Origin of the sequence: Paracoccus methylovorus (assembly GCF_016919705.1) — a bacterium.
Taxonomy (GTDB): domain Bacteria; phylum Pseudomonadota; class Alphaproteobacteria; order Rhodobacterales; family Rhodobacteraceae; genus Paracoccus; species Paracoccus methylovorus.
Window position 1 is genome coordinate 122,275 of the sequence record NZ_CP070371.1, and the last position, 19,989, is coordinate 142,263.

At 63.9% G+C, this 19,989-nt stretch carries 18 protein-coding genes; 9 read left to right on the plus strand and 9 right to left on the minus strand.

Translation table 11 applies throughout. The features are described from left to right. Nucleotides 1-3: 3 nt before the first annotated feature. The 5 genes from ftsA to recN all read left to right on the plus strand — a co-directional run bounded on the left by ftsA (nucleotide 4) and on the right by recN (nucleotide 6,972). Entirely contained in the window at nucleotides 4-1,338 is a 1,335-nt protein-coding gene (ftsA, locus tag JWJ88_RS13795; protein WP_205296364.1) for a cell division protein FtsA, read from the plus strand. Nucleotides 1,339-1,558: 220 nt separating this feature from the next. Then, the gene (ftsZ, locus tag JWJ88_RS13800; RefSeq protein WP_205296365.1) at nucleotides 1,559-3,181 is read left to right on the plus strand and encodes a cell division protein FtsZ; all 1,623 of its coding nucleotides are present in this window, start codon (nucleotides 1,559-1,561) and stop codon (nucleotides 3,179-3,181) included. A 230-nt stretch (nucleotides 3,182-3,411) separates the two neighbouring features. Beyond that, on the plus strand, nucleotides 3,412-4,350 hold the full coding sequence (lpxC, locus tag JWJ88_RS13805; protein ID WP_205296366.1) for a UDP-3-O-acyl-N-acetylglucosamine deacetylase: 939 nt from the start codon (nucleotides 3,412-3,414) through the stop codon (nucleotides 4,348-4,350). 128 nt (nucleotides 4,351-4,478) lie between these two features. Then, nucleotides 4,479-5,321, plus strand: a complete 843-nt coding sequence (locus JWJ88_RS13810) for an outer membrane protein assembly factor BamD (protein ID WP_205296367.1) — start codon at nucleotides 4,479-4,481, stop codon at nucleotides 5,319-5,321. A 7-nt stretch (nucleotides 5,322-5,328) separates the two neighbouring features. Further along, nucleotides 5,329-6,972, plus strand: coding sequence for a DNA repair protein RecN (gene recN / locus JWJ88_RS13815; RefSeq protein WP_205296368.1), 1,644 nt, complete (start codon nucleotides 5,329-5,331; stop codon nucleotides 6,970-6,972). On the opposite strand, the gene JWJ88_RS13820 is transcribed toward recN, so the two are convergent. The 5 genes from JWJ88_RS13820 to JWJ88_RS13840 form a co-directional block, all read right to left on the minus strand. Further along, nucleotides 6,969-7,286, minus strand: coding sequence for a hypothetical protein (locus JWJ88_RS13820; RefSeq protein WP_205296369.1), 318 nt, complete (start codon nucleotides 7,284-7,286; stop codon nucleotides 6,969-6,971). The genes recN and JWJ88_RS13820 overlap by 4 nt on opposite strands. Nucleotides 7,287-7,366: 80 nt before the next feature. After that, the gene (mmsB, locus tag JWJ88_RS13825) at nucleotides 7,367-8,242 is read right to left on the minus strand and encodes a 3-hydroxyisobutyrate dehydrogenase (RefSeq protein ID WP_205296370.1); all 876 of its coding nucleotides are present in this window, start codon (nucleotides 8,240-8,242) and stop codon (nucleotides 7,367-7,369) included. Further along, the gene (locus JWJ88_RS13830; RefSeq protein WP_205296371.1) at nucleotides 8,239-9,246 is read right to left on the minus strand and encodes an enoyl-CoA hydratase/isomerase family protein; all 1,008 of its coding nucleotides are present in this window, start codon (nucleotides 9,244-9,246) and stop codon (nucleotides 8,239-8,241) included. The genes mmsB and JWJ88_RS13830 overlap by 4 nt, the downstream gene beginning before the upstream one ends. Beyond that, nucleotides 9,246-10,391, minus strand: coding sequence for an acyl-CoA dehydrogenase family protein (locus JWJ88_RS13835; RefSeq protein WP_205296372.1), 1,146 nt, complete (start codon nucleotides 10,389-10,391; stop codon nucleotides 9,246-9,248). Before JWJ88_RS13835 ends, JWJ88_RS13830 begins: the two co-directional genes overlap by 1 nt. A gap of 131 nt (nucleotides 10,392-10,522) precedes the next feature. After that, complete coding sequence (locus JWJ88_RS13840) at nucleotides 10,523-12,022, minus strand: CoA-acylating methylmalonate-semialdehyde dehydrogenase (protein ID WP_205296373.1); 1,500 nt, start codon at nucleotides 12,020-12,022, stop codon at nucleotides 10,523-10,525. 106 nt (nucleotides 12,023-12,128) lie between these two features. Here JWJ88_RS13840 and JWJ88_RS13845 point away from each other — a divergent pair, with 106 nt between their 5' ends. From JWJ88_RS13845 to JWJ88_RS13860, 4 genes are all read left to right on the plus strand, one after another. Next, nucleotides 12,129-13,022, plus strand: coding sequence for a LysR family transcriptional regulator (locus tag JWJ88_RS13845; protein ID WP_205296374.1), 894 nt, complete (start codon nucleotides 12,129-12,131; stop codon nucleotides 13,020-13,022). 94 nt (nucleotides 13,023-13,116) lie between these two features. Beyond that, entirely contained in the window at nucleotides 13,117-13,554 is a 438-nt protein-coding gene (locus tag JWJ88_RS13850; RefSeq protein ID WP_205296375.1) for a CBS domain-containing protein, read from the plus strand. Between the two features lie 111 nt (nucleotides 13,555-13,665). Further along, nucleotides 13,666-14,160, plus strand: coding sequence for a pantetheine-phosphate adenylyltransferase (gene coaD / locus JWJ88_RS13855; RefSeq protein ID WP_205296376.1), 495 nt, complete (start codon nucleotides 13,666-13,668; stop codon nucleotides 14,158-14,160). Nucleotides 14,161-14,214: 54 nt separating this feature from the next. After that, a complete protein-coding gene (locus tag JWJ88_RS13860; RefSeq protein ID WP_205296377.1) occupies nucleotides 14,215-15,072 on the plus strand; it encodes a DUF2189 domain-containing protein in 858 nt (285 codons plus the stop codon). Between the two features lie 46 nt (nucleotides 15,073-15,118). Here the strand turns inward: JWJ88_RS13860 and JWJ88_RS13865 are convergent, their stop codons facing one another. From JWJ88_RS13865 to JWJ88_RS13880, 4 genes are all read right to left on the minus strand, one after another. After that, nucleotides 15,119-15,619 carry a bactofilin family protein gene (locus JWJ88_RS13865; protein WP_205296378.1) on the minus strand — a complete coding sequence of 167 codons (501 nt, stop codon included), beginning with the start codon at nucleotides 15,617-15,619 and terminating at the stop codon, nucleotides 15,119-15,121. Then, nucleotides 15,609-16,898 carry a M23 family metallopeptidase gene (locus tag JWJ88_RS13870; protein WP_205296379.1) on the minus strand — a complete coding sequence of 430 codons (1,290 nt, stop codon included), beginning with the start codon at nucleotides 16,896-16,898 and terminating at the stop codon, nucleotides 15,609-15,611. The genes JWJ88_RS13865 and JWJ88_RS13870 overlap by 11 nt, the downstream gene beginning before the upstream one ends. A gap of 424 nt (nucleotides 16,899-17,322) precedes the next feature. Next, complete coding sequence (locus JWJ88_RS13875) at nucleotides 17,323-18,717, minus strand: helix-turn-helix domain-containing protein (protein WP_205296380.1); 1,395 nt, start codon at nucleotides 18,715-18,717, stop codon at nucleotides 17,323-17,325. A 58-nt stretch (nucleotides 18,718-18,775) separates the two neighbouring features. Continuing rightward, nucleotides 18,776-19,984, minus strand: a complete 1,209-nt coding sequence (locus JWJ88_RS13880) for a multidrug effflux MFS transporter (RefSeq protein WP_205296381.1) — start codon at nucleotides 19,982-19,984, stop codon at nucleotides 18,776-18,778. Nucleotides 19,985-19,989 lie beyond the last annotated feature (5 nt).

A 19,989-nucleotide genomic window follows, 5' to 3' on the forward strand; every position in this document is an offset into this window, starting at 1 on the left:
GAAATGACGGATCTGTATCAAGGGCAGCGGGCGATGCGGAACATGCGCCGCCAGGCCATGCAGCGCGGCGTCATCGCGGTTCTGGATATCGGAACCTCGAAAATCGCCTGCCTTGTCCTGCAGTTCGACGGCCCCAGCCAGTTCCGCGAAACCGATGGTGTCGGCCCCATGGCCGGCCAGTCGAACTTCCGCGTCATCGGCACCGCCACCACCCGTTCGCGCGGGATGCGCTATGGCGAGATCGAGACCATGGCCGAGACCGAGCGCGCCATCCGCACCGTGATCCAGTCGGCGCAAAAGGTCGCGGGCGTGCGCGTCGATCACGTCATCGCGTGCATTTCGGGCGCGCGCCCCGCAAGCTATGGCCTGGCGGGAGAGATTGTGCTGCCCTCTGGCAAGGTGACCGAGGGCGATGTGGCCCGCGTCCTTGCCTCTTGCGACGTGCCGGATTTCGGCCGCGGGCGCGAGGTGCTGCATGCCCAGCCGGTGAACTTTGCCATCGACAATCGCTCGGGTCTGTCGGATCCGCGCGACCAGTCGGGCGGCAAGCTGACCTGTGACATGCACGTGCTGACCATAGACGGCGATGCCGCCAGCAATCTGGTGCATTGCATCCGGCGCTGCGACATGGAGCTGGCGGGTGTGGCCTCGGCCTCATACGCCTCGGGCCTTGCGGCGCTGGTCGAGGACGAGCAGGAACTGGGCGCTGCCTGCATTGATCTGGGCGGCGGCACCACCGGCGTCTCGGTCTTCATCAAGAAGCACATGATCTTTGCCGATGCCGTCCGGTTCGGCGGCGAGTTGATCACCCAGGATATCGCCAAGGGGCTGCGGGTCAGCCATGCCGTGGCCGAGCGGCTCAAGACGCTGCATGGCGGGCTGGAGGCGACCGGCCGCGACGACCGCGAAATGATCGAGTTGGGCGGCGAAACCGGCGATTGGGACACTGACCGCCGCGCCGTCAGCCGCGCCGACCTGATCGGCATCATGCGCCCGCGCGTCGAGGAGATCCTTGAGAAGGTGGGCGAGATTCTGGATGCGGCGGGGTTCGAATACATGCCGGCGCGCCAGATCGTGCTGACCGGAGGCGGTAGCCAGATCCCTGGGCTGGATGTGCTGGCCTCGCGCATGCTGGGGCAGAACGTGCGTATCGGCCGGCCTTTGCGCATTCAGGGCCTGCCGCATAATGCGACCGCGCCGGGGTTCTCTTCGGCCATCGGGTTGGCGCTGCTGACCGCGCATCCGCAGGATGAATGGTGGGACTTCGACATGCCCGCCGAACACTATCCCGCGCGCAGTTTGCGCCGGGCCTATCGCTGGTTCCGCAACAACTGGTAGGGGGGCGGAACCCGGATGCGGTGGTGTGGGCCTGTGCCTCCACCATATGCAGGCGAATGGGCAAGATGCCGCCGAAAACCCCAGCGTTCACCGCGATATTTGGTATGCGGGGTGTGTTTTTTGGGTGACGCTCGGCACGAATCTGGCTAGGCTGGCCAGAATACGGGGATTCGACCGGACTGCGCAGATGTCCGGCGCAACAGATGAAGGCAGGCGAGACATGGAACGGCAGATTCACCTGATGCTGAATGATGACCAGGAATTGAAGCCGCGCATTACCGTCTTCGGCGTCGGTGGTGCAGGCGGCAACGCGGTCAACAACATGATCGACAAGCAGCTGGAGGGCGTCGAGTTCGTCGTGGCGAATACCGACGCGCAGGCTCTGCAGGCCTCCAAGTCCGAAAGCCGCATCCAGATCGGTCCCAAAGTGACCGAGGGGCTGGGCGCGGGCGCCAAGCCGTCGATCGGCGCCAAGGCCGCCGAAGAGACGATCGAGGACATCGTCGATCATCTGATGGGCGCGCATATGTGCTTCATCACCGCCGGAATGGGCGGCGGCACCGGCACCGGCGCTGCCCCGATCATCGCTCAGGCCGCGCGCGAGATGGGCATCCTGACCGTCGGCGTCGTCACCAAGCCCTTCCAGTTCGAGGGCACCAAGCGCATGCGTCAGGCCGAGGAAGGCGTCGAGGCGCTGCAAAAGGTCGTCGACACGCTGATCATCATTCCCAACCAGAACCTGTTCCGGCTGGCCAACGAAAAGACCACCTTCACCGAAGCCTTCGCGATGGCCGATGACGTGCTGTATCAGGGCGTCAAGGGCGTGACCGATCTGATGGTGCGTCCGGGCCTGATCAACCTCGACTTTGCCGACGTGCGCGCGGTCATGGACGAGATGGGCAAGGCCATGATGGGCACCGGCGAAGCCTCGGGTGAAAACCGCGCCGTGCAGGCGGCGGAAAAGGCCATCGCCAACCCGCTTCTGGACGAAATTAGCCTGAATGGCGCCAAGGGCGTGCTGATCAACATTACCGGCGGTTACGATCTGACGCTGTTCGAAATGGACGAGGCGGCCGAGAAGATCCGCGAGAAAGTCGATGCCGATGCCAACATCATCGTCGGCTCGACCCTGGACCCGTCGATGGAGGGGGCGATCCGCGTTTCCGTCGTAGCGACCGGTATCGACGCTTCGGTGGCCGAGGTTCCGGTGCCGCGTCGTGGCATGAAAGAGCCGCTGACCCAGAATCCGCCCGTCGCGCAAAAGCCGGTCGAGGAAGAGTTGTCGGTACCGCCGCGCCGCGTCGCGCCGATGGCCGAGGCCGCGCCGGTGTCGCGTCCGCAGCCCTCTGCCCCCGCCGCGCAATATGACGAGGAAGACATGCCCCGTCCGGCCTATCAGCCCGATCTGCGTCAGCCGGCCGCTCCGGCCGCGCAAAGCGATGCGCTGAACGGCGATGCGGGCGGTTTTGTCGCACCGACCCGTCGTCCTCAGGCGCCGGTGGGCACGCCCTCGGATGCGGTGATGCAACGTCTGGCCGCCGCCGTGCAGAAAGCGCCCGAGCGTCAGGCGGCTGCCCAGCAGCGCGCGACTCAGCAAGAGCCGGCCGAGCAGCCGCGCAACCAAAGCCGCATGGGTGGCCTTAGCCGCATGCTTGAGCGCATCTCGGGCCATGGCGAGCAGGCCGACAAGCCTGCGCCCTCGACCATCGCCGAGCGCGTGAACGAGCGGGTCGCGGCCCGGTCGCGCAGTGGTTTCGACGCGGGATTCGACGATCTGGCCAGCCCCGACCGGGCCGGCGACAATGTCGAGATTCCCGCTTTCTTGCGCCGTCAGGCAAACTGAGCCGATCACAAGATTCCAGTAACAGAATCGCAAAGGACCGCTTCGGCGGTCCTTTTTTGTTTAAAATTCAATAAATTGCCTGCGGGCTGCAGGGTGGGTGCAGAACCCGCCGCCGAATGTTTCACCCCGTTACAAAAGGTTATTTGAGCAATCGGCAGGGCGTGCCTAACTCATCCTCAGGTCGCGGAAATGTCGCGGCACGTAGATCACAATAATCGGCAGGCAAGACCATGCAGACCACCATCGCTCAGAAAGCCCAGTTCCGCGGAGTCGGACTGCATTCGGGTGCGGCCGTGCGGCTGGCGATCCTGCCGGCCCCGATTGACCATGGCATCACCTTCGTGCGCACCGATCTGAACCGCGCGCGGATTCCTGCGCGCTGGGACCATGTGACGCCTTCGCAGCTTTGCACCTTGCTCGATAACGGTCGGGGCGCCACCGTTTCGACGGTAGAGCATGTCATGGCCGCGCTGTCGGGCACCGGCATCAACAATGCCGTCATCGAGGTGAACGGACCGGAAGTGCCGATTCTGGATGGGTCGTCCGCCCCGTTCGTGCAGGGCATCCTGGATGCCGGCCTGCGCCAGCAGCATGCGCCGTTGCGCGCGATTCGGGTGCTGCGCGAGGTCGAGGTGCGTCAGGGCGAGGCTTTTGCCCGCCTGTCGCCCGCCGATCATCTGGAAATCCACTTCGACATTGATTTCGTCGATGCTGCGATTGGCCGTCAGGAAAAACGCCTTGATATGGCCAATGGCAGTTTCGTGCATGAGTTGATGGACAGCCGCACCTTCTGCCGTCAGGCGGATGTGGTGCAGATGCAGAAAAACGGCCTTGCGCTTGGGGGCACCTATCTGAACGCCGTGGTGGTCGATGGCGACAAGGTGCTGTCGCCGGGCGGCCTGCGCCACCGTGACGAGGCCGTGCGTCACAAGATGCTGGATGCGGTGGGCGATCTTGCGCTGGCTGGCGCGCCGCTGCTGGCGCGCTATACCGGTCACCGTGCCGGCCATGCCATGACCAACAAATTGCTGCGCGAACTTTTCGCCCAGCCGGATGCTTGGGAATGGTCGGTCCTGACACCGGCGATGGAGGGTCGCCTGCCTGGCGCGGGGGTAATTTCCTCGGCCGCGCATCTGGCCTCGCGCTCTCGTCAGCTGGCCGTTGCCTGAAGGTGACGGCCATGCCGCCGTTTTACGGTTTTGGCATTTTGCGCAGCCGGATTTTCTGTGCTAGGACGTCCGGGCTGTGCGGGCCTTCTGCCCATGCGGCGGCGTGAATTTCTGACGGGCAGGGTGGAATGACAGGCATCAGATCGGGTTCCTTGGTCGCGGCTGTGCTGTCGTTGGGCCTGCTGGCGGGATGTTCGGGCGGTTCCGGGAAGAGCACCGAATCATTCGAGAATTTTACCGCCGAACAGATCTATAAGCGCGGCGAATATGAGCTGGAGAATTCCAGCCGGCCCAAGGACGCGGTAAAATATTTTTCCGAGGTCGAGCGGCTTTATCCCTATTCTGAATGGGCCAAGCGTGCGCTGATCATGCAGGCCTATTCCTATCACCGCGCCCGCGACTATGAAGAGGCGCGGGGTGCGGCGCAGCGTTTCATCGACACCTATCCGGGGGACGAGGACGCGGCCTACGCGAAATATCTGCTGGCGCTGTCCTATTATGACCAGATCGACGAGATCGGCCGCGATCAGGGCCTGACCTTCCAGGCATTGCAGGGGCTGCGCGAGGTGATCGAGCAATATCCCAACACCGAATATGCGCGTTCGGCGATCCTGAAATTCGACCTGGCGTTTGACCACCTTGCCGCCAAAGAGATGGAGATCGGTCGCTACTATCTCAAACGCGGTCACTACACGGCGGCGATCAACCGTTTCCGCGTCGTGGTCGAAGAATTCCAGACCACCAGCCACACACCCGAGGCGCTGATGCGGCTGGTCGAGGCCTATCTGGCCCTTGGCCTGAATGATGAGGCGCAGACGGCGGGCGCGATTCTGGGTCATAACTTCCAGTCCTCGCCGTTCTATGGCGATGCCTTTGCGCAGTTGCGCGGTCGCGGCCTGCAGCCGCAGGCGCGTGGCGATAGCTGGCTGACCCGGGTCTATCGTCAGGTCGTCCAAGGCAAGTGGCTGTAAGCGCGCGATGCTGCGGCATCTCGACATTCGCGACATGCTGCTCATTGACCGGCTGGAACTGGAGTTCCAGTCCGGCCTGAATGTGCTGACCGGCGAAACCGGGGCGGGCAAATCGATCTTGCTTGATTGTCTGGGCTTTGTGCTGGGTTGGCGCGGCCGCGCCGATCTGGTGCGGACCGGTGCGAGCCAGGGCGAGGTGACGGCGGTCTTCGATCTGCCGCCCGGTCATCCGGCCCGAACGCTGCTGGACGAGGCGGGTTTCCCGGTTTCGGACGAATTGATCATCCGTCGCGTGAATGCCGTGGATGGGCGAAAGACCGGCTGGATCAACGACCGCCGCGCCTCGGGCGAGGTATTGCGGACGCTGTCCGAACTGTTGGTCGAACTGCATGGCCAGCATGACGACCGCGGCCTTCTGAACCCGCGCGGGCACCGGCTGCTGCTGGACGCCTTTGCCGGGGTGGACCTGGGTCCGACCCGCGCGGCTTGGGCAGCCTGGCGCGAAGCGCGCGTGGCTTTGGCCGGGGCTGAGGCGGCGCTGACCGCTGCGAAGAGCGAAGAGGAATTCCTGCGCCACGCCGTGGCGGAATTGGACAAACTCGACCCGCAGCCGGGCGAGGAGGCCGAACTGGATACCCGCCGCCGCGCCATGCAGGGTGCCGAACGCATTCGCGGGGATGTGGCACGCGCCTTGCAGGCGCTGGGTCCTGAGGGTGCCGAGGGCGCGATGCTGGATGCCGCGCGGTGGCTTGACGGTGTCGCCGAGCGGGCCGAGGGCCGCCTGGAAGGTCCTGTCTCGGCCTTGCAGCGAGCGCTGATCGAATTGGGCGAGGCAGCGTCCGGGGTCGAGGTGGCGCTGGACGCGATGGATTTCGATCCGCGCGATCTGGAAAGCACCGAAGAGCGGCTGTTCGCCTTGCGGGCCTTGGCGCGCAAGCATGACGTGCTGGCCGACGATCTGGCCGGCCTTGCCGATCAACTGCGGGAGCGGTTGGGTCGGATCGATGCGGGCGAAGGCGATCTGGTGCGCTTGCGCGACGGGGTTGCTGTGGCCGATGCCGCCTATGAAGCTGCCGCCGCTGCCTTGTCGGAACGGCGCGCCACGGCTGCCAAGCGGCTCGATGCCGCGATGGCGGCCGAGCTTGCACCGTTGAAAATGGAACGCGCAGTCTTTGAGACCCGGTTGTCGCCGGCAGATCCGGGGCCGGAAGGCCGCGATACCATCGCCTTTACCGTGGCCACCAATCCGGGTGCGCCCTCGGGACCGCTGGATCGTATCGCCTCGGGAGGCGAGCTTTCGCGCTTTCTCTTGGCGCTCAAGGTTTGTCTGGCGCGCGGCAACGACGCGCTGACGCTGATCTTCGACGAGATCGACCGCGGCGTCGGCGGGGCCACTGCCGATGCGGTGGGCCGTCGCCTTGCCAGGTTGTCCGAAGGGGCGCAGGTGCTGGTTGTCACCCACAGTCCGCAGGTCGCGGCACTTGGCGGGCATCACTTTCGGGTGGCAAAATCCGTGCAGGGCGGCATGACCACCTCGCAGGTGACCGCGCTGACGGCCAGCCAGCGCATCGAGGAAATCGCACGCATGCTTGCTGGCGAAGAAATCACCCCGGCCGCGAAAGCCGCCGCCCGCGCATTGTTGCAGGTCTAATCCACGATCCGGTCCACTTGCCGGATGATGGACAGCACCTGCGCGTTTTTCGGATCATAGCGGATCAGTTTGCCATCAACGATGCCGTAGAGGCTGCCAGAGGGCGCCTCGCTCATGCCGTAAAGGCCGGGGCGTGTCACGGGATGCAGGCGCGCGTTGTCGAGGTGATCGCCCACGCGCAGCATGGCCGGTTGATTCCCCGTGGCTGCCGCGGCCGATCCTGCGGATTGTTTCAGCGTTTCCGCAAGACAAGCCGGTCCAAGGGCGAACAGCAGTCCGGCGATGAAAAACAGGCTCTGGCGTTTGCGTAACATGGCTCCAGCCTGACACAAAAAACTTGATCAGGGGTTAAACGCCGCAAACCCCTGATCGGCTCCCTCACGAATGCGAGAAATCAATCATGCCTGTGCCGGCTTTCGAATCTGGGCAGCATTGCCGAGAAATCCTGACCTTTTCCGCCCTCTTGCTCGACGAAGCGCGTGTAGAGCGCGGCGGCGAGTTCACCCATGGGCGTGTCCGCATCCGCCGCCTCGGCGGCCTGCTGGCTCAGCCGCAGGTCCTTGAGCATCAGTTCAGAGGCGAACCCCGGCTTATAGCCGTTGTCGGCGGGCGATTGCGGACCCACGCCCGGCGCCGGGCAATAGGCGTTCATCGTCCAGCTATAGCCCGATGAGGTCGAGACGACGTCGAACATCTTTTGCCGGTCAAGTCCCAGCTTGTCAGCCAGCGCAAAGGCTTCGCAGGTGGCGATCATCGTCACGCCCAGGATCATGTTGTTGCAGATCTTGGCGGCCTGGCCGGCGCCTGCCTCGCCGCAATGCACCGCCTTTTGGCCCATGATGTCGAAAAGCGGCTTTACCGTGTCGAAGGCATCGGCTGATCCGCCCACCATGAAGGTCAACGTGCCGGCAGTCGCGCCGCCGACCCCGCCCGAAACCGGCGCATCCAGCGCGCCCAGCCCCGCTGCCTGCGCCTGTGCCGCCACTGCGCGGGCGCTTTCCACATCCACCGTCGAGCAGTCGCACAGCACTGCGCCTGCCTGCATGGCGGGGACCACTTCGGCCGCGACCGCTCGCAGGATCGTCCCGTTCGGCAGCATGGTGATAACCACATCGGCGCCGTTTGCCGCCTCGGCGGCGGTGGCGGCCTTGGCGACGCCTTCGGGCATCGGCGCGGTCAGGTCAAAGCCCGCGACCTCATGCCCGGCTTTGGCCAGATTGGCCGCCATCGGACCGCCCATGTTACCCAAGCCAATGAACCCGATTTTCATTTACCATTCTCCCATTCGATTTCGTCATCGCCCAGCGGCGCGAGCATCGCCGTGACATGCGCGGGGCTGGCATCGGCGGCCCAGCGAGGGCTGCGGTCCTTGTCGATCAGCTGCGCCCGCACCCCTTCCAGAAAATCGCTTTCGGCGGTGGCGCGGGCAGTAAAGCGCAACTCGCGCGCAAGGCTGTCGCGCAGGCTGTCATCGCCGCGCGCCGCGCGCACCAGCGCCAGCGTTGCCGCCAGGGACAGCGGCGAGTTGCGGCGCAGAGGCTTCAACGCTGCCTCGTTCCCCGCCAACTCAAGCGCGGCGATGATATCGGCGACGGTCTGGCCGCCGAAGGGCGAGAGGTCGGCGGTCTCCAGCGACGCCTCGGGGCGTGGATGGCCCTTGATCACCGCGACATCGCCGGTTTCGGCCAGTTGCTCGATCAGGGCGGGCCAATTGGCCTCGGGGATGTAGGTATCGGCAAATCCCGTAAAGATCGCATCGCCCGGCCCTATGCGCGCCGCGGTCAGGCCCAGATATTCGCCGCAACGGCCCGGCGCATGGCCCAACAGCCAGCTTCCGCCGACATCCGGGATCAGGCCGATACCGGTTTCGGGCATGGCGATCTGGGTGGTGTCGCCGACGATGCGGTGACTGGCGTGCCCGCCCACGCCGACGCCGCCGCCCATGACGAAACCCTGCATGAAGGCCACGATCGGCTTGGGGTATTCCGCAATCCGCGCGTTCATGCGGTATTCGTCGCGGAAAAAGGCGCGCCCGACCTGATGGTCGCCGGCAAGGCCCGCGTGATAGACGGCCGCGATATCGCCGCCCGAGCAAAAGGCGCGCTCGCCCTCGGCGTCGATGACCACCAGTGCGACCTCGGGATCGTCGCGCCATTCCTGCAGGGCGGCGTCGATGGCCAGCGCCATCTCGTGGCTCAGCGCGTTCAGCGCCTGCGGACGGTTGAAGGTCAGACGGCCGGCGCGGCGGTCCTTGCGGATAATCATTTCGGCCATCAGTCACGCTCCGCCAGCAGGGCGCGGCCGATGATCAGCCGCATGATTTCATTGGTGCCTTCCAGAATCTGATGGACGCGCAGGTCGCGCACGATCTTCTCGATCCCGTAATCGGCAAGATAACCGTAACCGCCGTGCAGTTGCAGGCATTGATTGGCCACGTCAAAGGCGCGGTCGGTCACATGCAGCTTGGCCATGGCGCAGAATTTGGTGGCATCGCGCTTGCCGTGATCCAGCTTCCACGCCGCCTGTCGCAGGAAGATGCGCGACGATTGCAGCGCCGTCTCCATCTCGGCCAGACGGAATTGCAGCGCCTGGAACTGGTCGAGCGTCTGGCCGAAGGCGCGCCGCTCGCCCATGTAACGCAGCGTCGCGTCCAGCGCCGCCTGCGCCCCGCCAAGCGCGCCGGCCGAAATGTTCAGCCGCCCGCCGTCGAGGCCCGCCATGGCATAGGTAAAGCCCCGGCCTTCCTCGCCGATCAGGTTTTCCTCGGGGATGATGCAATCGTCGAACTGGACCTGTGCGGTCGGCTGTGCCTGCCAGCCCATCTTGTGCTCAAGCGCGCCGAAGCTGAGGCCCGGGGTGCCGGCCTCGACCACCATGGTCGAAATGCCCTTTGGCCCGTCTTTCCCGGTGCGCACCATGACGAGATAGGCGTCCGAGTAACTGCCGCCCGAGATGAACGCCTTGGTGCCGTTCAGCTTCCAGCCGCCCTCGACCCGCTCGGCCCGCGTGCGCAGGGCGGCGGCGTCCGAGCCCGAGCCCGGTTCGGTCAGGCAATAGGAAAACACGCTTTCCATACTGCACAGGTCCGGCAACCAGCGCGCCTTGTTCGCGTCGGTGCCGAACTTGTCGATCATGCCGCCGCACATGTTGTGGATGGACAGGAATGACCCGACCGAGGGGCAGGCCATGGCCAGCGCCTCGAACACCAGCGTCGCGTCCAGCCGCGAAAGCCCGGTGCCGCCGTAATCCTCCGAGACGTAGACCCCGCCGAAGCCCAGCTCGGCAGACCGCGTCCAAAGGTCGCGGGGGATGGTGCCCTCGGTTTCCCATTGCCGGGCGTAAGGTGCGATATGTTCTGCCGCGAAATCGCGGGCCAGATCGAATATGGCCTGCTGTTCCTCGCTCAGCTCGAAATCCATGCTCTTTTCCCCATGTCTTTCGTGATGATTTCTTTTGCCCGGTCATGGCCGGTAAATGTTGCGCAAGTATTGCGGGCTTGCGCGAAATGGGCAGGGGCGTCGATCGCCCCCGCCCGCAACTTGTAAGTCGCTTAGTCCAGCGCCTTGAAGTTCAGCGCGACGCCGTCCTTGATGCCGGAATACCAGCGGGCGGTGACGGTTTTGGTCTTGGTGTAAAAGCGGAAGGCGTCCGGGCCATACTGGTTCAGGTCGCCGAAGGCCGACTTTTTCCAACCACCGAAGGTGTAATAGCTCAGCGGCACCGGGATCGGGAAGTTGATGCCGACCATGCCCACGTTTACCCGGCTGGCGAAATCGCGCGCGGTGTCGCCGTCGGCGGTATAGATCGCCGTGCCGTTGCCATAGTCATTGTCCATGACGAGGTTCAGCGCCTCTTCATAGCTTTGCGCCCGCACGGTCGAGAGCACCGGGCCGAAGATCTCTTCCTTGTAGATCTCCATGTCGCGGGTCACGTTGTCAAAGAGCGATGCGCCGCAGAAAAAGCCGTTCTCGTAGCCTTGGATGTTCAGGCCGCGACCATCGACGACCAGCTTCGCGCCCTGATCCACGCCCGAGCCGATCAGGCGGTTGATCCGTTCCTGCGCGGCCTTGGTGATGACCGGACCGAAATCCACATCGTCGCCGGCGGTGTAGGGGCCGATCTTCAGTTTTTCGATCTTGGGCACCAGCCGCTCGATCAGCGCGTCGGCGGTCTTGTCGCCCACCGGCACCGCGACCGAAATCGCCATGCAGCGTTCGCCCGCCGCGCCAAAGCCTGCGCCGACCAGAGCATCCGCCGCCTTGTCGAGGTCAGCGTCGGGCATGATCAGCATGTGGTTCTTGGCGCCGCCGAAGCATTGCGCACGCTTGCCGTTGGCGGCTGCGCGGCCATAGATATACTGCGCAATCGGGGTCGAGCCCACGAAGCCCACCGCCTGCACGACCGGATGGTCCAGGATCGCGTCCACGATTTCCTTGTCGCCGTTGACGACCTGCAGCACGCCGTCGGGCAGGCCGGCCTCTTGCGCCAGCTTGGCCAGCATCAATGAGGTCGAGGGCACGCGCTCGGAGGGCTTCAGGATCATCGCGTTGCCTGCCGACAGCGCCGGTCCCATCTTCCACAGCGGAATCATCGCCGGGAAGTTAAAGGGGGTGATGCCCGCAACCACGCCCAACGGTTGGCGCATGGAATACAGGTCGATCCCGGGGCCGGCATTGTCGGTGAACTCGCCCTTCAGCATCGCCGGGGCACCCATGCAGACCTCGATCACCTCAAGACCGCGCTGCACGTCGCCGCGCGCGTCGGGCAGGGTCTTGCCATGCTCGCGCGAGACGATCTCGGCCAGCTTTTCCATGTTGTCGACGATCAACTGGCCGAATTTCATCATCACCCGGGCGCGGCGCTGCGGGTTGGTGGCGGCCCAGGCGACCTGCGCCTTTTCGGCGCTGCGCACGGCGGCGTCCAGTTCGGCCGGGGTGGCCAGCGGCAGCCGGGCGATCACTTCGCCGGTTGCGGGGTTGTAGACATCGCTGAAACGGCCCGAGGTGCCCTTGACCTCTTTACCGTCGATCCAATGGCTGAGTTCTTCCATGAGTGCCTCCCATGAGTGTCGGTTGGCGGGATCATAGACTTGCAGCATTGCCGGAAAAAGAGGAAGTCTGGCAAAAGGGATTTGCATTTTTGCAAAGGGGATGGCCGTGGACTGGGATGACCTGCGCATATTTCTGGCGGTCGCACGCGCGGATAGCCTGTCGGGGGCCGGGCGGCGGTTGGCCATAGATGCCTCGACCGTCGGCAGGCGGGTAGCGCGGCTGGAAGGCGCATTGGGTGCAAAGCTTTTCATCAAGACGCCGCAGGGCTATGCGCTGGCGCCAGAGGGCGAGCGGCTTTTGCCCCATGCCGAAGCGGTCGAGACGGCGCTGAGCGGCGCGGAAGAGGCGCTAAGCGGTCCGGGCGATCTGGCGGGGCAGTTGCGTATCGGTGCGCCGGACGGCTGTGCCAACTATCTGCTGCCGCAAGTCTGCGCACGGCTGTCCGAGGCGCATCCGCAACTGGAAATCCAGATCGTCGCCCTGCCGCGCGTCTTCAACCTGTCGAAACGCGAAGCCGATATGGCCATCGCCGTGTCGCAGCCGCAAGCCGGGCGGCTGGTCGTGCAGCGGCTGACCGATTACCAACTGCATCTTGCCGCGCACGAGGATTACCTGCGCGCCCATCCGCCGATCCGTTCGCGCGAGGATCTGCGGGGGCATCGGATGATCGGCTATATCTCGGACATGATCTTTGACCGCGAACTGGATTACCTGACCGAAACCGGCGCGGAATGGGCCGCGCTGACCTCGAACTCGGTTTCGGTGCAGATGCAGGCGATCCGCGTGGGGGCGGGGCTGGGCATCGTGCATGATTTCGCCATTCCCTTCTGCCCCGGTATCCAGAGGGTGCTGACGGACCAGATTTCATTGACGCGCAGCTTTTGGTTGATCCGACATGCCGATGACCGTCGTTCGCAACGGATGAACCGGCTGGCGGATGCGTTGGCGCAGGGTATCCGGGCCGAGGTGGCCCGCCTGCAAGCGCTTGTCTTTCCCTGACTCGCTGCGCTGCAACATCGGGCTTGACGCAAGCGCGGGTTGAGGTGACGCTGTTCGTCAAGGACAGCTTTCGCCAGCCGGAGGAGGAATAGCAATGCTCGTCACCCAGATCCTGTCGATGAAGGCCAGCGGCGATATTATCACCGTCGCCCCGGAAACCAGCGTGGCCGACGCCACCAGATTGCTTTCGGAAAAGCGCATCGGTGCGATCGTGGTATCCGAGGATGGCAAAGTCCCGCTGGGCATCCTGTCCGAACGCGACATCGTGCGCGAGCTTGGAAAGCGCGGGGCAGCGATTCTTGACCAGCCGATCACCGAACTGATGACCCGCAAGCTGGAAACCTGCACCACTGGCGAGGACGCGCTGGTGATCCTGGACAGAATGACGCAGGGCCGTTTCCGCCATCTGCCGGTGGTGGACGAGCAGGGCACGATGATCGGCCTTGTCTCGATCGGCGATGCGGTTTCTGCGCGGCTCAAAGAGCTTGCGGCGGAAAAAGAGGCCCTGACCGGCATGATCATGGGTAACTGATCCGGGTCTGATCACCCGGTCATGCCGCGTGGCCGGGTGGGCGCACGGACTTGCATTTCTTCGCAAAACCCTGTTTGACTGCCGACATTCGGCGAGGAGAAGGCAATCCCCATGCGCATCGGGCTTTACCCAGGCACCTTCGATCCCATCACCTTGGGGCATCTCGATATTATCCAGCGCGCGCTGGAACTGGTGGATCGTCTGGTGATCGGCGTCGCCATCAACCGCGATAAGAGCCCACTTTTCTCGCTTGAGGATCGGGTCGCCATGGTGCGCGAGGAATGCGACAAGGTCGTCGCCCGCCGCAGCGGCGAAATCGTCGTTCACCCGTTCGAGAACCTGCTGATCGACTGCGCCCGCGATGTTGGCGCGACGGTGATCGTGCGCGGGCTTCGGGCGGTCGCGGATTTCGAATACGAATTCCAGATGGTGGGCATGAACCGCGCCATGGATGACAGTATCGAAACCGTGTTCCTGATGGCAGATGCCCGACGTCAAGCCATCGCCTCGAAACTGGTCAAAGAGATCGCACGGCTGGGTGGGGACGTCTCGAAATTCGTCCCGGCACCGGTTCGGGACGCCTTGGTCACCCGCTTCGCGCGCTGAGGCTTTTTCTTTACCGTTGTCCTGGTAACCTTCCTCTCATTGACGGAGGAGCAGATGGTAGTGACCGATTCGAACCCGAAGCCCATTCCCGCCCCGATCCCCGACCCGGGGCGTCCGCCGCTGCCCGACCCCTTGCCCGATCCGGGCCCGGATGAGATCCCGTTACCCGAGGTGATCGGCTTTGACGCCATCCCTGCTGCGCTGGTGGCGGGATGGCAGGACTTTCGGCGCGCGCCGGCATTCGGTTTGCTGTTTGCCGCCTTTTACGTGATGGGCGGGCTGGTGCTGACAGCGGTTGCCACGGCGGCAGGGCAGGAATGGTGGCTGATTCCCTTTGTCGTCGGCTTTCCGCTGATCGCCCCTTTTGCCGCTGTCGGGCTTTACGAAGTCAGCCGGCGCATCGAATCGGACCGTCCGTTGATCTGGCGCGATGTGCTGGGCGTGGTGATCGCGCAAAAGGACCGGCAGGTGCCCTCTATGGCCATGGTCATCCTGCTGATGTTCATGTTCTGGGTCTTTGTCGCCCACACCACTTTCGCGCTGTTCATGGGTGTGTCCTCGCTGACCAATATCACCTCGTCGCCCGAGGTGTTGTTGCAGGGCCGTGGTCTGGTCATGCTGACGACGGGAACGCTGATCGGCGCGGGGTTCGCCGCGCTCTTGTTTGCGATGACCGTGGTCGGCCTGCCGCTGATTCTTGACCGCGAGGTTGACCTCATCTCGGCCATCATCGCGAGTTTTGGGGCGGTGGGTGCAAACCTGCCCGTCATGGCGGCTTGGGCGCTGATCATTGCGGCCCTGCTGTTTGTCGGCTTTCTGCCGCTGTTTCTAGGGCTTTTTATCGTGCTGCCCGTGCTGGGCCATGCCAGTTGGCACATGTATCGCCGACTGATGCCAGACCCGCTGCCATGAAAAAGGGCGGCTCAAGGGCCGCCCGTTTACAGCAATGATCGCCGGATTACTCGGCGTCGCTGTTTGCTGCTTTCGCGGCGGGCGGCGCCAGTTTCGGTGTGATTCCATTGGCCAGCGGGTCTTCCTGACGCTGGACCGAGCCTTCGAAATGGGCGCCGGATTCGATGGCGATGGTTTTGTGGATGATGTCGCCCTCGACCCGGGCGGTGGCGGTCAGGCGAACTTTCAGGCCACGCACACGGCCGATGACGCGACCATTCACCACGACATCTTCGGCGACGATTTCGCCGCGAATCGTGGCGCTTTCGCCCACGACCAACTGATGTGCGCGGATGTCGCCTTCGATCGTGCCTTCGACCTGAACGTCGCCCTCTGTCTGGATATTGCCGGTAACCGTCAAATCCGAGGACAGAACCGAAGGCGCGGTGCGCGTGCGCGGGGCAGCGGCGGGAATGTCGTAACTCGCGTCAAGGCTGCGCGCCGTCTCGGGTTCTGGGGTCGGTTGAGTGCGGGGGCCGGGTTCGGTTACACGCGTTTTAGAAAACATTCTGGGCTGCCTTGATGAAGCTCATAGGATTCACGGCACGACCATTCACGCGGACTTCATAGTGAAGATGCGAGCCAGTCGATCTGCCGGTATTGCCCATATCACCGATCTGGCTGCCGCGCGATACCTTTTGGCCCACCTTCACGCGAATCTTAGACAGGTGGCCATAGCGGGTTTCCGTGCCCAGTTCGTGCTGGATCTTGATGAGATTGCCGTAGCCGCGCTGCCAGCCGGCAAAAATCACCGTGCCTTCGCCCGTGGCAAAGACCGGCGTGCCCACCGGGGCGGCCATGTCGATGCCGTCATGCGAGCGTCCCCACCGTTTGCCGAAAGGCGAGGTATAGCGGAAGGCGGATTTCACCGGCATGGCCAGCGGCATCTTATCGACCGCGATGCGATAGCGGTTCACCTGGTCCAGAGTGATCAGGATTTCGTTGGCCTTGGCCTCGCCCTGGCTGATTTCCGCATTGCCGCTGGAGGAATAGCTGATCGGATTCAGCGGGCCGCCCTGACCGGAATAGCCGCTGCGGACGGTGCGCAGGATCTCGTCCGGGTTTACCCCTACGCTGCGGAACATGTCGTCCAGCGGCTTGACCGAGATGGAAACGGCATCTTCGAGTTGCGACAGGATCTCATCGTTGCGGGCGATGATCTGATCGCGCTCCAGCGTGACGGCGTCGGCAAGGCGCTTGGCATCGTCGGCCTTTTGCACGGCGTCGATGCGTTGGCCAGCAGCCTGTTTCAACTCACCCGCCAGAATGTCCAGCGCAGCTTGCAGTTCGGCCGTGCGGGCGGGGGCGGGTTCGCCATCCGCGTCGCCCAGTGCCTCGGCCAGATGATGGGACTTTACGGTTTCCTGCAGGCTGGCCTGCACGGCGCCAAGGCCGGTTTCCAGTTCGCGCCGTTGCGCTTCTGATTCCAGCAGCAGCGATTGCATGCGTGACACCTGATCCAGCGCCACCGCAAAGCGGTTCTGAGCGGCCACGGCTTCGGCGGCGCGGCGGTCGCGTTCGGCCGAAAGATCGGTGAGCCGCGCTTCGAAGGCGCTTTGGGCCTGCAGTGCCTCGTTACGGGATGAACCCGCGCTGATCGCGTCGATGACAAGGATCGAACTGGCGATGATCGACCAGCCGAAGACCAAAGCGATGCCCCCCAACGTAAACAGTTGCGTGGCAGGACGCAGCCGCAAAAAGCGGGTGGTCTTGTCCGACTTCAGGAAGAGGCGCTGTTCTGGCAGCCAGCGCTCAAGCACCGAATTCAGGCTATGGGTGATGCGCAATGTCCCGGGTCCATTTTGTTTAGGCCGATCTGCCGGACAGAGGCAGTCAGGGCTCCGCACGGATAAATCCGACCTGTGGTCAAAGCGCAACAGCGGTGGCGGGCTGTTGAGATATTGGGCGGATTGATGCCGATCAGCACCCCTTGGCCGGGTGGATATTCGCCGGTGGCAGAGTTTCGGCTTTTGACAACCGTGGATTGATTTGTACGGGTGTTCGGATAACTTAGTGAAATTAATGCAATAATCCGTCGCGTTCGTGCGCGAGCCTCAAGCAAACTCGTCGGCCGTGCCAATTTGCCGCGTTTGCCGGTTTCTGCTCCGCAAATGGGCAGGCCTCGTCGAACCAGCCGCAGGGGTGGCGATTCTCGGGGTTTTTGTCTGCCAATGAGGGAACCCAAGGAGGATGTGCGCGTTTGCCGCCGTTTCAGGCGATCTCATAGGGCAGCGGGCCGGGACGATCAGGCGGGATGCGGATATGCCGGTCCACCGGAGGCACTGAACGCTGATGGCAGTTCGGTCTGGGGCAGATCCGGCAAGAGACGCCGATAGGTTCGAACAACTGGGGGTTGCCGATATCCAGCCCGTCGGCATAGACCATCTCTCGGGCATGGCTGATTTCACATCCCAGCCCGATGGCAAAGCGCCGCACCGGCGCGCCAAAGGCACCGGCGGGCTTTGACACGTCCCGCGCCAGCAGCAGGTAACGCTTGCCGTCCGGCGTTTCGGCCAGTTGGCGCAGAAATCTGCCGGGGGTCTCGAATGCCTGATGTACGTTCCACAGCGGGCAGGCGCCGCCGAAACGGGCGAATTGCATTCGCGTGGCCGAGTGGCGCTTGGTGATCGTGCCGGCCTGATCCACGCGGACGAAAAAGAACGGCACCCCCCGGTCACCGCCGCGCTGTAGGGTGGACAGCCGATGCGCCACCTGTTCCAGAGAAGCGTGGAACAGATGTGCCAGTCGCTCCAGATCGTGGCGCTCTTCCCGCGCAGTGGCAAGAAAGCGGGAATAGGGCATCATTGCTGCGCCTGCGAAATAGTTCGCCAGCCCCAGCCGGGCGATGTCGCGCGCCGAGGCGCTGCGAAAGCGCGCCAGTTCTAGCGTTGCCTCCAACAGGTCGCCTCGCGTCTCCAGCGCCAGCAGGTGCAATAGTTGAAAGGCTTGGGTTGCAGGCTCGGCCGCCGCATTCAGCGTCAGCCGCGTGCCCTCGCGCAGATAGACCGGGGCGCTGCCCAGCTCGGCCATTGTCACCTCGATCCCGCGCTCGGTCAGGGCGGCGATGGCACGGTCCAACGGGCGCAGTTCTGGGCGGGTGCGGGCGAAATGCTCGGCCGCGCGGTCCACCGCGTCGATATAATTGTCGCAGTAGTGGAAAAAGTCGCGCACCTCTTCCCAGGGCGAGGGGGTGGCGTTTTGCGCCCCGGCGCCTAATGCCTCGTCCAGTGCGGCCAGTCGCTCTTGTCCCTCGCGATGGGCGCGATAAAGGTCGAGAAAGGCCCGCGCCAAGGCCGGCGCGTTCGTCGCCGCCAGCCGCAGATCCGCGCGGGGCGGGGTGGTGTCGAACAAGGGATCGGCCAGCGCCTCGGCCATGTCCATCACCATACGCTCGGCATCGCCCACCGCCATGGCGCCCAGATCCACCGAAAACTCAGAGGCGAGTTTCAGCAGCACCCCTGCCGAAACCGGGCGGTGGTTGTTTTCCATCTGCGACAGATAGGGCAGCGATACGCCCAGCCGGTCGGCGAATGCGCGCTGGGTCAGGCCGGCCCGAGCCCGGGTTTCCCGTAACGCAACCCCGGCATAAATCTTTTGCATCGCCATTTGAGGTCCTTTTTGCAAAGCAGACATACGCTTTGCAAAGGCATTGCTGCAAGGGGGGTCAGCCGCGCTTTATCACCTGTCTTTCGCGAATCATCACCCAAAGGATGAAGGCGATCGAGGCAACGGCTGAGACTGCCATGATGACAAGAAGCGGCGCTGCGCCGGTATCGTCGTGCAAAAGCGCGCCAGCCAGCGCCGCCAGACCCGCGCCGCCCGCCACCGCCAAGGCGCCGCCAAGGCCGCTTGCGGTGCCGGCAAGCTCTGGGCGCACGCTCATCATCCCGGCATTGGCGTTGGGCAAGAGCATGCCGTTGCCAAGCCCCATGAACCCGACCGAGCCAAAGAAGATCAGCGGCGTCAACCCGCCCATCAGATCGATGACCAGCGCCACAGCCAGAAATACCGAACAGATCAGTGCCCCTGCCAGAATCATCCTGTTCATGCCGATGCGGGTTGAAAATCGCGCCGAAAGGTAATTTCCCAGCGCATAACCAATCGACGGGCCTGCGAACCAATACCCGACTTCGGCCGGCGACAGGTGCAAAATGACCTGTCCGACGAAGGGTGCACCGCCCAGATAGGCATAGAACGATCCCGCGCTGAGTGTCGCCGTCAACGCATAGCCCCAGAACCGTTGCGAGCGTGCCAGGATGGGATATGTCGCGATTTGCTGGCGCAGGGGCACGCCGCCGCCTCGCGCGGTCTCGTTCAGGTCAAAGGCGCAAAGCGTCATGACCGTCATTCCCGCCAACCCCATGGCGATAAAACTGGCGCGCCAGCCCAGCGTTTCATCCAGCATGCCGCCCAATGTCGGGGCGACCATCGGCACCAGCGACATGCCCATGGTGACATAGCCGATCATGCTGGCCGCCTGTTCGGCCGGCACGATGTCGCGCACCACGGCGCGGCTGATGACGAAGCCGGTCGTTATCACGGCCTGAATCAGGCGAAAGACCATGAACCACCCTGCATTGGGCGCCATCAGCGCCCCGGCCGTTGCCAGCAAAAAAATGGCAAAAGAGCCCAGCACGACCGGCCGCCGCCCAAAACGGTCGCTGATCGGGCCGCAAAGTAGCTGCAATATCGCGCTGACCCCCAAAAAGGCCGACACGGAAAGCTGCATGAAACTGTATTCCACGCCAAAATCCCGTGCCATTGCTGGCAGAGAGGGCAGGAAGATGTTCATCGACAGCGCCCCTGCGGCCGAGATCGATACCAGGGTCACGATATTGGGTCGGCGCGGTGCGGAGGGGATCGGACTGCTCATCCGCG

Bases quoted from the DNA above. Each gene is read 5' to 3' on its own strand.
- ftsA (WP_205296364.1), top strand. From the start codon at position 4: ATGACGGATCTGTATCAAGGGCAGCGGGCGATGCGGAACATGCGCCGC.
- ftsZ (WP_205296365.1), top strand. From the start codon at position 1,559: ATGGAACGGCAGATTCACCTGATGCTGAATGATGACCAGGAATTGAAG.
- lpxC (WP_205296366.1), top strand. From the start codon at position 3,412: ATGCAGACCACCATCGCTCAGAAAGCCCAGTTCCGCGGAGTCGGACTG.
- JWJ88_RS13810 (WP_205296367.1), top strand. From the start codon at position 4,479: ATGACAGGCATCAGATCGGGTTCCTTGGTCGCGGCTGTGCTGTCGTTG.
- recN (WP_205296368.1), top strand. From the start codon at position 5,329: ATGCTGCGGCATCTCGACATTCGCGACATGCTGCTCATTGACCGGCTG.
- JWJ88_RS13820 (WP_205296369.1), bottom strand. From the start codon at position 7,286: ATGTTACGCAAACGCCAGAGCCTGTTTTTCATCGCCGGACTGCTGTTC.
- mmsB (WP_205296370.1), bottom strand. From the start codon at position 8,242: ATGAAAATCGGGTTCATTGGCTTGGGTAACATGGGCGGTCCGATGGCG.
- JWJ88_RS13830 (WP_205296371.1), bottom strand. From the start codon at position 9,246: ATGGCCGAAATGATTATCCGCAAGGACCGCCGCGCCGGCCGTCTGACC.
- JWJ88_RS13835 (WP_205296372.1), bottom strand. From the start codon at position 10,391: ATGGATTTCGAGCTGAGCGAGGAACAGCAGGCCATATTCGATCTGGCC.
- JWJ88_RS13840 (WP_205296373.1), bottom strand. From the start codon at position 12,022: ATGGAAGAACTCAGCCATTGGATCGACGGTAAAGAGGTCAAGGGCACC.
- JWJ88_RS13850 (WP_205296375.1), top strand. From the start codon at position 13,117: ATGCTCGTCACCCAGATCCTGTCGATGAAGGCCAGCGGCGATATTATC.
- coaD (WP_205296376.1), top strand. From the start codon at position 13,666: ATGCGCATCGGGCTTTACCCAGGCACCTTCGATCCCATCACCTTGGGG.
- JWJ88_RS13860 (WP_205296377.1), top strand. From the start codon at position 14,215: ATGGTAGTGACCGATTCGAACCCGAAGCCCATTCCCGCCCCGATCCCC.
- JWJ88_RS13865 (WP_205296378.1), bottom strand. From the start codon at position 15,619: ATGTTTTCTAAAACGCGTGTAACCGAACCCGGCCCCCGCACTCAACCG.
- JWJ88_RS13875 (WP_205296380.1), bottom strand. From the start codon at position 18,717: ATGGCGATGCAAAAGATTTATGCCGGGGTTGCGTTACGGGAAACCCGG.
- JWJ88_RS13880 (WP_205296381.1), bottom strand. From the start codon at position 19,984: ATGAGCAGTCCGATCCCCTCCGCACCGCGCCGACCCAATATCGTGACC.